The sequence below is a fragment of the Streptomyces sp. NPDC093261 genome, from assembly GCF_044753645.1.
In the GTDB taxonomy this organism is placed as follows: domain Bacteria; phylum Actinomycetota; class Actinomycetes; order Streptomycetales; family Streptomycetaceae; genus Streptomyces.
Map to the genome: position 1 here is coordinate 72,182 of NZ_JBIVNO010000016.1, position 13,709 is coordinate 85,890.

Here is a 13,709-nt window from a genome sequence, read left to right on the forward strand (position 1 = left end):
TCCTGGAAGCGAGCGCGCCGCCGGCGGCGCAAAGGATCAAATCACGGAGCACGCCGAGCATCCAGTCAAGCGGATCTCACCTCGCGGCAGTTGAATGCGCGGGCTCCGCATCCGTGCAGATGCGGGCACGATTCGGGGGCAGCTTCTCTACAAGCCGCGTGGGCCGGAGGGTGGCGGGGACCGTCGCGGTGGTTCCCGACTCGACGCTCGGCGCCAACCGAGCGCCATCCGCCGTGGTCTGTGCAGATCCGACGCCCCCCGTGTCGTGGTTGCGCATTCGATGTGCAGATTCACGGCGTGGAGGCGCCACAGCCATGGGAGCCCATTGACGACGCACGGCGTGCAGGGACCCCCGTCGCCCGGACGAAGCCGTGGACACGCGAAGACACGCCACTCCTCGGGCCTCGGGCAGCGCGTGATGAGCAGGGGTCCCGCGGCCCCTCGATGGGCACAAGACGCCACTCTCACCGGGCAGCGGTGACTGACGGGCTACTCGGCTCCCTCGCCGGGACCGGCCGCCGCCGAGGCCTCACGCCGTGCGCGGACACCCGGCCGCCAGGACCGGGGCGGCCGAGGTCTCATAAGGGTCCGCGTCAGTCCTCGTAGTAGTTGTTGACCACGACATCCGGCTCGTCGTCGTCGAACGCCTCGTTCAGCAGCGCGCCACCGATCAGTCCCGCCGCCCCGGCGCCGATCAGCGCGCCCGTGCCGAAACGGCGTCCGCCGCCCTGCTGCTGGTGGTCGTAGTGGTCGCCGTAGGGCTGCTGGGGGTACCCCTGCTGCGGATAGCCCTGGGCCACGGGCTGCGGATAGCCCTGCTGGGGCGGCGTGTAGAACGGCGGCGCGGTGGTCTGCACACGCTGCGCGCAGCCGCCGCATGCCTGGACGGGCCGGGGCACGCCCCACTGCGGGGACCAGGTCACGGTCGTGATGCCGGGGCCGTGGTTGGGGTCGAAGAAGCACGTCATGGTGGGACTCCCTGTCGGTTGCGGTGGTGCGGCGGGTGCCGGCGTCATCGCGGAGACGACGGCCGGGGCCGGAGTGACGGCCGCCGGCGAGGTGTATGCGTCGGCGCCGCCGCCGGACGCTCCGGTTTGAGCGGGAGCGGCGGGTGCCGGAGCCGGGGTCTCGCGCAGGACGTCGACTCCGTAGTCGGTGGCGATGCCCGCGAGGCCCGAGGCGTAGCCCTGGCCCACGGCGCGGAACTTCCACTCGGCGCCATGCCGGTACAACTCGCCGAAGACCAGCGCGGTCTCGCTCGACAGGCCACCGGTGGCCAGGTCGTAGCGGGCCAGTTCGGTGCCGCCTTCCCGGTCGAGCACGCGGATGTGAGCACGGTGTACCCGGCCGAAGGTCTGCCCCCTGCTCGCACCCTCGTAGAGGGAGACCAGAAAGACGATCTTCGCGACCTCGGCGGGGACCCGTGTGAGGTCGACATGGATCCGCTGGGCGTCGTCGCCCGCGGGGCTGCCGCCGCCGGAGTGGCGGACGGAGCCGTCGGGGCTGCTCAGGTTGTTGAAGAAGACGAAGTGCGCGTCCGACGGCACCGTGCCGGACCGGTCACACAGCAGCGCGCTGGCGTCCGGTTCGCAGCCGCCCTCCGCCTGCCAGCCCAGCGCGACCGTCACCTCGGTCAGACCGGGCGCCTGCTTGGTCAGCGAGACGTTGCCGCCCTTGGTCAACGGCACACTCATGGGGCTCCTCCGCAGCTTCTCCCGCTTTCGGCACTCGTCGTGATCAACGTCGTTCCGCCCGTCCCGGTTCCCTGTCCGCGCAATCCGAGAACTGTCACCGTCCCGCGCAACCGGCGTCGTCTTCGCGACGTCTTCCAGACGCGGGCACCGAGGCGGCGAGCGGCCGCATGAGATGGCTCACTGTGTGAATCGGGACCGGCATGTGAGGATCGGGCCGTTTGTTTGTTAGATTGCGCAACTACGCAACCGAGGTGACGCCCCACTTCGCCCGACGGACCGGTCGCATGCCCGCAGGCCGCACACCCGGGGGACGGCTGGGCCCGACCGTCTGTGGGAGTGGGAGATGAGCGACCTGCGGGACGGCGCCGCCGACCGGGCCACACACGACCGCACCGGCCGCGTGCCCCGTCAGCGTACGGACGCGCCCCCCGGTGGGCGCGTGCCGGGCGGCCGGGACGGGGCCCGCTCACACGGCCGCACATCCCCACAGCGCCGCGGCCGGCGGGCCGGGGGCGGCAGACGGACGCTGCGCGTCGTCGGGATATGCCTCACCGTTCTGACCTTGGTGGCGGGCGGCACCGCGTGGTGGTTCTACGAGCACCTGAACGGCAACATCCACAGCGTCGCAATCGACGGGAGCGGCGGCAGTGAAAGGGCGGACGCCTTCGGCCGTACCCCGATCAACATCCTGGTGATGGGATCGGACGGCCGTACCAGTCAGGCCGACTGCCATCTGGGCGGCGGCTGCTCCCGGACCGGCGTGCAGACCGGCTGGGGCAACGCGGATGTGGAGATGGTGGTGCACATAGCCGCCGACCGCTCCAACGCCACCGTGATGAGCATCCCCCGCGACACCATGGCCAACGTCCCCGCCTGCACCGATCCCACGTCGAAGACCAGTACCCCCGGCTACTACGGCCAGATCAACAGCGCCCTGTCCTACGGCCCGGCCTGCCAGGTGGCCACCGTCCACCGCCTCACCGGCATTCCGATCGACCACTTCGTCAAGCTCGACTTCGCCGGTGTGGTCAACATGTCCGACGCGGTCGGCGGCGTGCCCGTGTGTGTCAGCGACAACGTCTACGACACGTACTCGCACCTGAAACTGTCCAAGGGCACCCACACCCTCAAAGGGGTCGCGGCCCTGGAGTTCGTCCGTTCCCGGCACGGCTTCGGCGACGGCAGCGACCTGGGTCGCACCTATGCCCAGCACATGTTCCTCAGCTCGATGATCCGCAAGTTCAAGAGCGCGGGCACCCTGACCGACCCCACCGCCGTCTACGGCCTCGCCGATGCCGCCACCAAGGCGCTCACCGTCGACAGCGGCCTCGGCAGCGTCAGCAAACTGGTGGGACTGGCCTCCGACCTGGCCAAGGTGCCCTCCAAGCAGACCACCTTCACCACCATGCAGACCGCTCCGGACCCCGCCAACAGCGAGCGGGTGGTGGTGGGCCCGGGCGCCAAGGCCCTGTTCGCCACCATCGCCAACGACCAGTCCCTGAGCGGCACGTCGGCGAAGAAGCCCGCCGCGGCCTCCGCCACCGCACCGCCGGTCGACCCGTCCCGGGTCGCGGTGAAGGTCGAGAACGGCACCGGCATCAGCGGCCGCGCCTCCGTGATCGCCACCGCCCTGACCGGCAAGGGCTTCAGCTCGGGCACCACCACGGCCAACGCCCCGACCACGACGGCCACCACCACCCTCACCTACGGCAGTGGTCAAAAGCCCCAGGCACAGGCCGTGGCCGGCGCGCTCGGCCTGCCCGCCTCGCACCTCAGGCAGGGCAGCGGCAGCGACCTGACCCTCGTGATCGGCAGCGACTGGACCGACGGCACCACCTACGCCGCCGGCGCCTCCTCCCCGCCGCCCGCCGACACCCACGCCGCGGTCTCCAACGCCCATGCGCAGACCGCCGACCAGTCCAAGACGTGCGCCAAGGTCAGCCCGTACAGGACCGTCTCGTTCAACGGCGTCAGCATGACCCCGGTCCAGGCCTACGCCGCCGCCCGGAACCAGCCCGATTCCGACGCCTGACCGGGTACGACGCGGACGCCTGGCCCGGCGACGGCCCAGCCGTGGCTGCCGACGGCGGCAATGCCCGGGAGATCCGGCACACGGGGGTGCGGGATCCGCGCGGCTCGCTCGCGAACTCGGCGGCCCCGGTGGTGCCGCCGACTTGATCCTGTCACCGTCGGCTGTTCCAGACTGAGCCGGCGAAGGATCCCCAAGGGATGCACAGGTCGCCCTCGCCGGGTTCCGCACGTATTCCCAGTCGGCCTTGCCCGGATAGATGACGGCGTGGGTGCTCGGTGTATCCGGCTCGGCCCGGATACAGCGGGCATCCCGCAAGTGCGGTCCTGTGGTCGCCTTCTGGTCCCCTCCGGACGTCGTGTGCCGCAGGTGCGCCTGACCGGAGTGGCCCATCCGCTACATTTGCTTGACAGATCCTTATCAGGAGGTGGCATGCCGTATATCGTCGACTTCGGGAACGTGTCCACCGTCGGCTTGGAATCGTCTCCGGTGGCGGAGGCTCTCGCTGGACTGCGCGCCAACGAGGCGCGCTATTACAAGAACAAGTACGATCACGTCTTCACCGTCAGCCCCGCAAGTGAGGCACCGGAGGCGCTCGACTGGGTGAACCGCATCCTTTCCGACGAGCGCGACATCGTCATCTCCGCCCGTCCGCTCGAGGTGACGTCCTTCGAGGTGGACGGCTTTCGGATGGTCTACGTGTTCTACGAGTCCGGCCTGTCGATCAACGTGATGTACGGCATCGAGGCCGGAAAGAAGCGCGCGGTCGGTTTCAAGCTCTCGGAAGGCATGGAAATTCCCGAGGAACTGGCGTCACGTTTCAAGTTCGCGCGCCAGAAGTCAAAGCTGGCCGGCGTGATCCGCGGCTCCTTCTTCGTGATCAAGGGCGAATACTGAGCCCCAGTCAACCCGGCGGGACCCAGGACTCTCCCGGGACTTTCACCTCTTTCCCAGGGAGTCTCCGGGGGTTTTCCAGAAGTTTTCCACCGTGTGAGCGGGAAAGGCCCCGACAGCGCCGAAAGAAACCAACGCCCTGGTCCGGGCCCTCCTCCGTCAGCACTCGGTGATGTTCACCGCGAGCCCGCAGCCGCCCTGTCCGGCAAGCCCCTCACAGCCGTCTTCGGTACCGGCACACCCGGCGTTCCAGCGGGTGATGAACGACGCGCCCTACGACAGCCCGTTGAAGGTCGCGCGGGACTACATCACCACGGTCTGCCGGCTGCTCAAGGGCACATCCGGTGGGGCCCAGGATGCGGACGCCAACGCCACGCTCCGGCTCGACCCCACGCTCGGCGAATGTCCCGAGGTGGAGGCGGGACCGGGTGTCCTCCGGCGAGGATGCCCGGTTGGTAGCGGAACACGCGGACGTGGCGCTGACCTGGATGAACCCGCTGTCGTACGTGCGGGACACCCTGCTGCCGTTGCTCCACGGGGCCGAGGGGGCAGGCCCCCGTGTGGTGAGCGTCGCCCATGTCGTCGTACGCCGGCCCGCCGAGACGTAACGCGCGTGGTCCGGCAGACGGCGCCTCCTTCCACGCTCGTGTGCCGTTGAGCCTGATCCATGAGGTGGGGGTGCGGCGTGCTCTGTCCGACCAGCAGCGGACGGCCGTGATCAACGAGGGTGTCCTGTCGGTCCCGGTCATGTCCACCACCAACCTGGTGCTGAAACTGCACGAGCCCGCCCGGGTCGAAGCGGGCAGGACCGTCGGTGAAGTGCAGGAGATCCGCATTCACGCTACGGACCCCGCTGGCGCCGTGGTCTCGGTTCGCAACGCACTGGAGGGGAAGGCGCAGGCGGAGGCCGTCAAGCCCTCGGCCAAGCCCTCCGCCAAGGCCCCGGGCCAGGTGCCGGCGTGGCTGCGCCGGCTGCGGTGGGCCGGGCTTCTGGTGCTGCTGATCGAGATCCTGCTGGTGACCACAGGGCTGCTGGACTGGCGCATCGCCGCAGGCATCCTGGTCGTCACCGAAGGCACCCTGTCCGTTCTGGGGCTGGTGTTCGGTGCCGCGTTCATCAGCCGGTACCGCAGGCTCCGTCGTGCCGGCCAGGGACGGCGGGCAGCCCTCAGCGAGGCGTTCCACTCCCTCGTGCCGCCCCCGATCGCGGAGATGGTGCGCCACGAGGTGTCGGTATGGGGGATCCTCGCCCGGGCCGTCACCTTCCGCACCCAGGCCCGGCCCGGCGACAAGGCCCTCGGGCGGGTGGGCGTCAACTGGCAGGCGGGCGTCCTGGCGGTCTTGCTCGCGGTGGGCGCAGTCATGCTGCTCGCCCTGGTGGGAGTGAGCGCGCTCACCATCGTCGGGACCGTCGTTGTGCTGTATGCGGCCGCAGCCGCCGCCGCCTTCGCCGTAGCGGGCAGGGTGCGACCGCACACTCTGGGCCAGGAGGACCTCGTCCTGCGGTGGGGCCTGCACCACAGCGCGCAGATCCCCCTCGCCCTTGTCAACCGCGTCCAGGTCGCGGGCCGGCTCGACAACCGGCCGGCCGAGGACGGCTTCCGGGTGCCGGGCCGGGCGTCGAACGTCCTGGCGCTCCGCCTCGACGAACCCGTCGAGGTCCCTTCCGCCTGGGTGTTCCGCGGCCGGTCACCAGCATCCTGGTGCCCCTTGCCGATGCCGCGGCCGCTCGCGCCCTCATCGAGGGCCGTCACAGTGAGAAGGCACAGTGAAAGCCCTTGTCCTCGCCGGCGGGTCCGGCACCCGCATGCGCCCCATCACCCACTCCTCCGCCAAACAACTGGTGCCTGTGGCGGGCAAGCCGGTGCTGTTCCACGTGCTGGAAGCGATCGCCGAGGCCGGTCTCACCGACGTCGGTGTGATCGTCGGGGACACGGCCCAGGAGATCGCCGCCGCCGTCGGCGACGGATCACGGTTCGGCCTGCACCTCACGTACATCCACCAGGAGCGGCCGCTGGGGCTGGCCCACCCGGTGGCCGTGGCCTGTTTTCCTAGCACTCGATGATGTTCACCGCGAGCCCGCCCCGCGCCGTCTCCTTGTACTTCACGCTCATGTCCGCGCCGGTCTCCTTCATGGTCTTGATGACCTTGTCGAGGGAGACCTTGTGGGAGCCGTCGCCACGCATCGCCATGCGGGCCGCCGTGACCGCCTTGACCGCTGCCATGCCGTTGCGCTCGATGCACGGGATCTGGACCAGACCGCCGACCGGGTCGCAGGTCAGGCCGAGGTTGTGCTCCATGCCGATCTCGGCCGCGTTCTCGACCTGCTCGGGGGTGCCGCCCAGGACCTCCGCCAGCGCGCCCGCCGCCATCGAGCAGGCCGAGCCGACCTCGCCCTGGCAGCCGACCTCCGCGCCGGAGATCGACGCGTTCTCCTTGAAGAGCATGCCGATCGCGCCCGCGGCGAGCAGGAAGCGGACCACGCCGTCCTCGTCCGCGCCGGGCACGAAGTTGATGTAGTAGTGCAGCACCGCCGGGATGATGCCCGCCGCGCCGTTCGTCGGGGCCGTGACCACCCGGCCGCCGGCCGCGTTCTCCTCGTTCACCGCCATCGCGTAGAGGGTGATCCACTCCATCGCGCGGGCAAGAGGGTCGCCCTCGGCGCGGAGCTGGCGCGCGGTGACGGCCGCGCGGCGGCGCACCTTCAGGCCGCCCGGCAGGATGCCCTCACGGGACAGTCCGCGTGCCACACAGCCCTGCATGACCCGCCATATCTCCAGCAGGCCCCCGCGGATCTCCTCCTCGGTGCGCCAGGCCCGCTCGTTCTCCAGCATCAGCGAGGAGATCGACAGACCCGTCTCCCTGGTCAGCCGCAGCAGCTCGTCCCCGGTGCGGAAGGGGTACTTCAGCACCGTGTCGTCGAGCTTGATGCGGTCCGCGCCGACCGCGTCCTCGTCGACGACGAAGCCGCCGCCCACCGAGTAGTACGTCTTGGTGAGCAGCTCGGTCCCCGAGGCGTCGTACGCCCACAGGGTCATGCCGTTCGCGTGGTACGGGAGCGCCTTGCGGCGGTGCAGCACCAGGTCGTCGTCGAAGGAGAAGGCGATCTCGTGCTCGTCGAGCAGCCGCAGGCGGCCGGAGCCCTTGATGTCCTCCACCCGCTGGTCGGCACCCTCCACGTCCACGGTGCGCGGCGAGGCGCCCTCGAGCCCGAGCAGCACCGCCTTGGGCGTGCCATGGCCGTGGCCGGTGGCGCCCAGCGAGCCGTACAGCTCGGTGCGCACGGACGCGACCGATTCCAGCAGGCCCTCGTTGCGCAGGCGGAGGGCGAACAGGCGTGCCGCGCGCATCGGGCCGACCGTGTGGGAGCTGGACGGGCCGATGCCGATCGAGAACAGGTCGAAGACCGAGATGGCCACGGGGACTCCTCAATACGGGGTGGTGCAGGGGCCGGCCGGGCACCGCGCCGCTTTCCAGTGTGCGCGGCGCCGGCCGGAAGGTGACTTACTGGGCGAGACCCGGGTAGAGCGGGTGCTTGTCGGCCAGGGCCTTCACCCGGGCCTTGAGCGTCTCGGCGTCGTAGGACGGCTTGAGCGCCTCGGCGATGACGTCCGCGACCTCGGCGAAGTCCTCGGCCGTGAAGCCGCGGGTCGCCAGGGCGGGCGTGCCGATCCTCAGGCCCGAGGTGACCATCGGGGGGCGGGGGTCGTTCGGGATCGCGTTGCGGTTGACCGTGATGCCGACCTCGTGCAGGCGGTCCTCGGCCTGCCGGCCGTCCAGCTCGGAGTTCCGCAGGTCGACCAGGACGAGGTGCACATCGGTGCCGCCCGACAGGACGTCCACGCCGACGGCCCTGACGTCGTCCTTGACCAGGCGCTCGGCCAGGATGCGGGCGCCCTCCAGCGTCCGCTGCTGCCGCTCCTTGAAGTCCTCGCTCGCCGCGACCTTGAAGGCGACCGCCTTGGCGGCGATCACATGCTCCAGGGGACCGCCCTGCTGACCGGGGAAGACCGCGGAGTTGATCTTCTTGGCCAGCTCGGCCGTCGAGAGGATCACGCCACCGCGGGGACCGCCCAGCGTCTTGTGGGTGGTGGTGGTCACCACGTGGGCGTGCGGGACCGGGTTCGGGTGCAGACCCGCCGCGACCAGACCGGCGAAGTGCGCCATGTCGACCATGAGGTACGCGCCGACCTCGTCCGCGATCCGGCGGAAGGCGGCGAAGTCCAGCTGCCGCGGGTAGGCCGACCAGCCCGCGACGATCAGCTTCGGCCGGCTCTCCTTGGCGAGGCGCTCGACCTCGTCCATGTCGACGGTGCCGTCGTCACCCACGTGGTACGCGACCACGTTGTAGAGCTTGCCGGAGAAGTTGATCTTCATGCCGTGGGTCAGGTGCCCGCCGTGCGCCAGGTTCAGACCCATGATCGTGTCGCCGGGCTGGAGCAGCGCGAACATCGCGGCCGCGTTGGCCTGCGCACCCGAGTGCGGCTGCACATTGGCGTGCTCGGCGCCGAAGAGCGCCTTGACGCGGTCGATGGCGATCTGCTCGACCACGTCGACGTGCTCACAGCCGCCGTAGTAGCGGCGGCCCGGGTAGCCCTCGGCGTACTTGTTGGTGAGGACCGAGCCCTGGGCCTCCATGACCGCGACCGGAGCGAAGTTCTCCGAGGCGATCATCTCGAGGGTGGACTGCTGGCGGTGCAGCTCGGCGTCGACGGCGGCGGCGACATCCGGGTCGAGTTCGTGCAGGGGGGTGTTCAGAAGCGACATGGATACGGTTCCTCAGCTGCCGGAGAACTCGGTGTACTCGTCCGCGGTGAGCAGGTCGGCGGGCTCCTCCGACACACGCACCCGGAACAGCCAGCCACCCTCGAAGGGGGCGGAGTTCACCAGCGACGGGTCGTTCACCACGTCCTCGTTGACCTCCGTGACCTCGCCGGAGACAGGGGAGTAGAGGTCGCTGACCGACTTGGTCGACTCCAGCTCGCCGCAGGTCTCACCCGCGCTCACCGAGTCGCCGACCTCCGGGAGCTGGACGAACACGACATCGCCGAGCGCGTTCGCCGCGTGCTCCGTGATGCCGACCGTCGCGACGCCGTCCTCGGCGGCCGACAGCCACTCGTGCTCCTTGCTGTAACGCAGCTGCTGGGGGTTGCTCATGGCCTGAATTCTCCTGTACGCGCGGGAGTGCTGGTGAAGGGGGGACTGCTGAAGACGCTCGTGAGCGGGGCGGACGGGGGCGGTGCCGTGTCCGGCCCCGGCCCAGTGTCTACTTCTGGCGCTTGTAGAACGGCAGCGCCACGACCTCGTACGGCTCGTGGCTGCCCCGGATGTCCACCGCGACCCCGGCCGTGCCAGGCGCGGAGTGCGCGGCGTCGACGTACGCCATCGCGATCGGCCGGCCCAGCGTGGGAGAGGGCGCGCCGGAGGTGACCTCGCCGATCACCTCGCCGCCGGAGACGACGGCGTACCCGGCCCGCGGCACACGCCGGCCCTCGGCGACCAGGCCGACCAGGACACGCGGCGGGTTCTGCGCCGCGCGCTCGGCGGCCTCCAGGAGCGCCGCGCGCCCCACGAAGTCGCCGTCCTTCTCGAACTTCACGACCCGGCCGAGACCGGCGTCGAAGGGGGTCAGGGAGGTGGTCAGCTCATGCCCGTACAGCGGCATGCCCGCCTCCAGGCGGAGCGTGTCCCGGCAGGACAGACCGCAGGGGGCCAGGCCGACGGGGGTGCCCGCCTCGGTCAGCGCCTGCCACAGCTTCTCGGCGTGCTCGGGGGCGACGAACAGCTCGAAGCCGTCCTCGCCGGTGTAGCCGGTGCGGGCGATCAGCGCCGGGACGCCGGCGACCGTGCCGGGCAGGCCCGCGTAGTACTTCAGGCCGTCCAGGTCGGCGTCCGTGAGGGACTTCAGGATGCCGGGGGACTCCGGGCCCTGGACGGCGATGAGCGCGTAGGCGTCCCGGTCGTCGCGCACCTCGGCGTCGAAGCCGGCGGACCGCTCCACGAGCGCGTCCAGCACGACCTGGGCGTTGGAGGCGTTGGCGACGACCATGTACTCCCGCTCACCGAGCCGGTACACGATCAGGTCGTCGAGGATGCCGCCGTCCGCCTGGCAGATCATGGTGTAGCGGGCGCGGCCGACGCCGACCGAGCCGATGTTGCCGACCAGGGCGTGGTCGAGGAGCCGGGCCGCCTCGGGACCGGTCACCGTGATCTCGCCCATGTGCGAGAGGTCGAAGAGGCCCGCCTTCGTCCGGACGGCGAGGTGCTCGTCGCGCTCGGAGCCGTACCGCAGGGGCATGTCCCAGCCGGCGAAGTCGGTCATGGTGGCGCCCAGCGAACGATGCAGGGCATCGAGCGCGGTACGGCGCAGGGGGCTGCTACTGCTCATCGGTTGTGCTCCCAGGGCGATGGGGTCCCCCTCGCGCGAGCGAAGCCGGGCATGGGGGAGGGCGAGGTCGTTTCCTCCCCATCTGTCATCGGAACCTGAGAGGTTCGCCATGACCCCGCGGGCGGGCGTCACGGCTTGCACCTTGGGTGGAGCCACCTGAAGCGGCCCGCTTTCCAGATGTGCCTCGCCCGCGCGGTATCGGGGCCTGAGAGATTCAAGGGAGGGACTTGCTCCTTCGGCGCCCGGGCGGACGTACGGCGGACGTACGGACCCGGGACTCTCCCGCGCGGATTCAAGCGGCCGGTATGCAGTTGGCGGGCACATCATTGCACGCCTCGTCCGATCATGGCAGGGCCGCATCCGTGACCGGCTTGTGGCGCTACGGCGACGGAATCACGAGACACCGCGCATTACCTTCTCTTTACGCTCGACGGGGAGGGACTTCCTGACCACCCAGGGGAGGACGATCACGGTGAACAGGACGACGGTGTACGCGACGACCTCGGGCCTCGCGGTGCCCGGCCGGCAGGCCGCCCCCGCCCGTCAGGCCCGCCGACGGCCGCGGGCGGCCCGGGGTGCCGGAGTGAGGGACCTGCGCGACCGGGCCGGCCGCGGCCCCCGGGGGCTCACCTTCGACGCGGGCGATGTCGTCGTGATCACCGGGCTGCCCGGCAGCGGCAAGTCCACCCTCATGCGCCGTGCCGTGGAGGGGCTGCGGGTCGACTCCCAGGACGTCCGGGACCGCTGGGACGAGCGCCTCGCCCGCTTCCTGCCGTACGCGGTCTACCGCCCCCTCGTCCGCCTCGCGCACTACGCCGGACTCCGCCGTGCCCTGCGCACCGGCACGGGGGTCGTCGTCCACGACTGCGGAACGCACAGCTGGGTGCGCGCCTGGCTGGCCCGCGCGGCCCGCCGCCGCGGCGGCACCCTCCATCTGCTCGTGCTCGACGTCACGGCGGACGCGGCCCTGACGGGGCAGCGCGAGCGCGGCCGGGGCGTCTCGCGGTACGCCTTCCTCAGGCACCGCCGGGCCACCCGGCGCCTGCTGGCCTTGGTCGAGCGGGGCACCGTCCCGGACGGCTGCGGCTCGGTGGTCCTCCTGGATCGGGAGGCGGCGGACGTTCTCCACCGAATCGGCTTCACGGACTGACCCAGCCGCCGCAGCCTGACGCCGTCTTCGGGGGCCGTAGCCGTCTTCGCGGAGTGATGCCGATTTCGGGGACCGGCGCTGTCCTGGCGGGCCGAAGCGGCCCGCGGGGGACTGACGCCGACGGGGACTGGCGCCGTCTTCGCGGGTCGGCGGATGTGCGGACGGAGGCCGGTTCGGGGACCGGCGCTGTCCTGGCGGGCCCAAAGCGGCCCGCGGGGGACTGACGCCGACTTCGCGGACCGAGGCCGATCGCGGACCGGGGCTCCGATGGGCGGACGAGGCCGAAGTGCGGACCGACGCTGATGTGTGTGCCGAGGCGGATCTGCGTGCCGAGGCCGAAGTGCGGACCGACGCTGATGTGTGTGCCGAGGCGGATATGCGTGCCGAGGCCGAAGTGCGGACCGACGCTGATGTGTGCCGAGGCGGATATGCGTGCCGAGGCCGAAGTGCGGACCGACGCTGATGTGTGTGCCGAGGCCGAAGTGCGGACCGAGGCCGAAGTGCGGACGGGGCCCACGCGTGCCGAGGGCGACTTTCGCCGCCTGCGGGGTGCGGCCCCCGTACCCGCTAGCCTTCGGGTCTCAGCAGTGGTTTCTCAGCTCTTTCGCAGGCGGTGGCAGATGGACTTCCCGGCGAACCTTCCCGCGGACTTCCCCGCGCAGGCACACCCTCATCCGCACGGTGGATGGCCGGGCAACGAACTGGAGGAGGTGCTCTCCGCGTCGCTCGGCATCCCCTCGGCCGGCGGTCGGATCGTGGAGGTCCTCGGACGCAGCTTCCTGTGGGTGCCGCTGCCGAACGGCGGGGGCCCGCACACCGGCCCGCTCGACCTGCCCACGCTGGAGATCGAGGGGCAGGCGTTCGTGCCGGTGTTCAGCTCGGAGGAGCAGTTCCGCCAGGTCGTCGGCAACCACATGTCGTACACGATCGCGCCCGCCGTCGAGTTCGCCCGCGGCCTGCCCCCGCAGGCGGGCATCGCGGTCAACCCGGGCGGGGTGGTCGGCGTGCCGCTGCCGCCGGACGCGGTGGCCGAGCTGTGCCGCGGCGGGCGCACCCCGCTGGACGGCCCCGTGAGCGGCGGACGCGTCCGGCTCTTCGAGCCCGACTGGCAGGACGACCCGGTGGACTTCCTCGCCGCGGCGTCGGCCGAGTTCGCCGCGACCGGGGTGGTGCTCACGGCCCGCCGCTGCCTGGCCGCGATCGAGACCGCCGACCCGGTGATGTTCATCGGCGTCGAACTGGCGGGCCCGGAGGTTGATATACGCACGCTCCCGCTGGACGCGCTCGGCCGGGCGCTCGGCAAGGTGCCGGTCGGCATGCCCGTGAACATGGTCTTCCTGGATGTGGCGCAGGACCCGGTCGGGGAGTGGCTGCGGGAACAGGTGCGGCCCTTCTACCAGCACGGTTACTGAGCCGCCCGTGGACGCGGCCCGCGATGCCGAGGCGATGTGGGGTGGCATGCGTCAAGGTGCTGTCAGTATGGCGCCTTAACCTGGTTTCATGGCCGGGACGGAACAAGCCGGTTTCCGGCCCGGGGCGGGGGCCCGGCCCCGG

At 70.9% G+C, this 13,709-nt stretch carries 10 protein-coding genes, 1 pseudogene and 1 riboswitch; of the genes and pseudogenes, 6 read left to right on the top strand and 5 right to left on the bottom strand.

Going from position 1 to position 13,709, the window contains the following annotated elements:
- Window positions 1-593 precede the first annotated feature (593 nt).
- Window positions 594-1,694: a TerD family protein gene (locus ACIP94_RS28205; RefSeq protein WP_402431509.1), complete on the bottom strand. Its 1,101-nt coding sequence runs from the start codon at window positions 1,692-1,694 to the stop codon at window positions 594-596.
- Between the two features lie 343 nt (window positions 1,695-2,037).
- On the opposite strand from ACIP94_RS28205, the gene ACIP94_RS28210 reads away from it, so the two are divergent.
- From ACIP94_RS28210 to ACIP94_RS28225, 4 genes and pseudogenes are all read left to right on the top strand, one after another.
- Window positions 2,038-3,726, top strand: coding sequence for an LCP family protein (locus ACIP94_RS28210; RefSeq protein ID WP_402431512.1), 1,689 nt, complete (start codon window positions 2,038-2,040; stop codon window positions 3,724-3,726).
- 429 nt (window positions 3,727-4,155) lie between these two features.
- Entirely contained in the window at window positions 4,156-4,620 is a 465-nt protein-coding gene (locus tag ACIP94_RS28215; RefSeq protein WP_402431515.1) for a phage tail protein, read from the top strand.
- Window positions 4,621-5,045: 425 nt separating this feature from the next.
- Entirely contained in the window at window positions 5,046-5,225 is a 180-nt protein-coding gene (locus ACIP94_RS28220; protein ID WP_402431518.1) for a hypothetical protein, read from the top strand.
- 1,160 nt (window positions 5,226-6,385) lie between these two features.
- Window positions 6,386-6,661 (top strand): annotated as a pseudogene (locus ACIP94_RS28225) (sugar phosphate nucleotidyltransferase); the annotation flags it as partial.
- A gap of 7 nt (window positions 6,662-6,668) precedes the next feature.
- On the opposite strand, the gene ACIP94_RS28230 reads toward ACIP94_RS28225, so the two are convergent.
- The 4 genes from ACIP94_RS28230 to gcvT all read right to left on the bottom strand — a co-directional run bounded on the left by ACIP94_RS28230 (window position 6,669) and on the right by gcvT (window position 11,005).
- On the bottom strand, window positions 6,669-8,036 hold the full coding sequence (locus ACIP94_RS28230) for an L-serine ammonia-lyase (protein WP_402431521.1): 1,368 nt from the start codon (window positions 8,034-8,036) through the stop codon (window positions 6,669-6,671).
- A gap of 85 nt (window positions 8,037-8,121) precedes the next feature.
- Window positions 8,122-9,384, bottom strand: a complete 1,263-nt coding sequence (gene glyA, locus ACIP94_RS28235) for a serine hydroxymethyltransferase (protein ID WP_402431524.1) — start codon at window positions 9,382-9,384, stop codon at window positions 8,122-8,124.
- A 12-nt stretch (window positions 9,385-9,396) separates the two neighbouring features.
- Entirely contained in the window at window positions 9,397-9,774 is a 378-nt protein-coding gene (gene gcvH, locus ACIP94_RS28240) for a glycine cleavage system protein GcvH (RefSeq protein WP_402431527.1), read from the bottom strand.
- A gap of 109 nt (window positions 9,775-9,883) precedes the next feature.
- Window positions 9,884-11,005: a glycine cleavage system aminomethyltransferase GcvT gene (gcvT, locus tag ACIP94_RS28245; protein WP_402431530.1), complete on the bottom strand. Its 1,122-nt coding sequence runs from the start codon at window positions 11,003-11,005 to the stop codon at window positions 9,884-9,886.
- A 183-nt stretch (window positions 11,006-11,188) separates the two neighbouring features.
- A riboswitch (glycine riboswitch) is annotated at window positions 11,189-11,300 on the bottom strand.
- Between the two features lie 171 nt (window positions 11,301-11,471).
- On the opposite strand from gcvT, the gene ACIP94_RS28250 reads away from it, so the two are divergent.
- Together ACIP94_RS28250 and ACIP94_RS28255 are read left to right on the top strand one after the other, a co-directional pair.
- On the top strand, window positions 11,472-12,155 hold the full coding sequence (locus ACIP94_RS28250) for an AAA family ATPase (protein WP_402431751.1): 684 nt from the start codon (window positions 11,472-11,474) through the stop codon (window positions 12,153-12,155).
- A gap of 620 nt (window positions 12,156-12,775) precedes the next feature.
- The gene (locus ACIP94_RS28255) at window positions 12,776-13,567 is read left to right on the top strand and encodes an enhanced serine sensitivity protein SseB (protein WP_402431533.1); all 792 of its coding nucleotides are present in this window, start codon (window positions 12,776-12,778) and stop codon (window positions 13,565-13,567) included.
- Window positions 13,568-13,709: the final 142 nt, after the last annotated feature.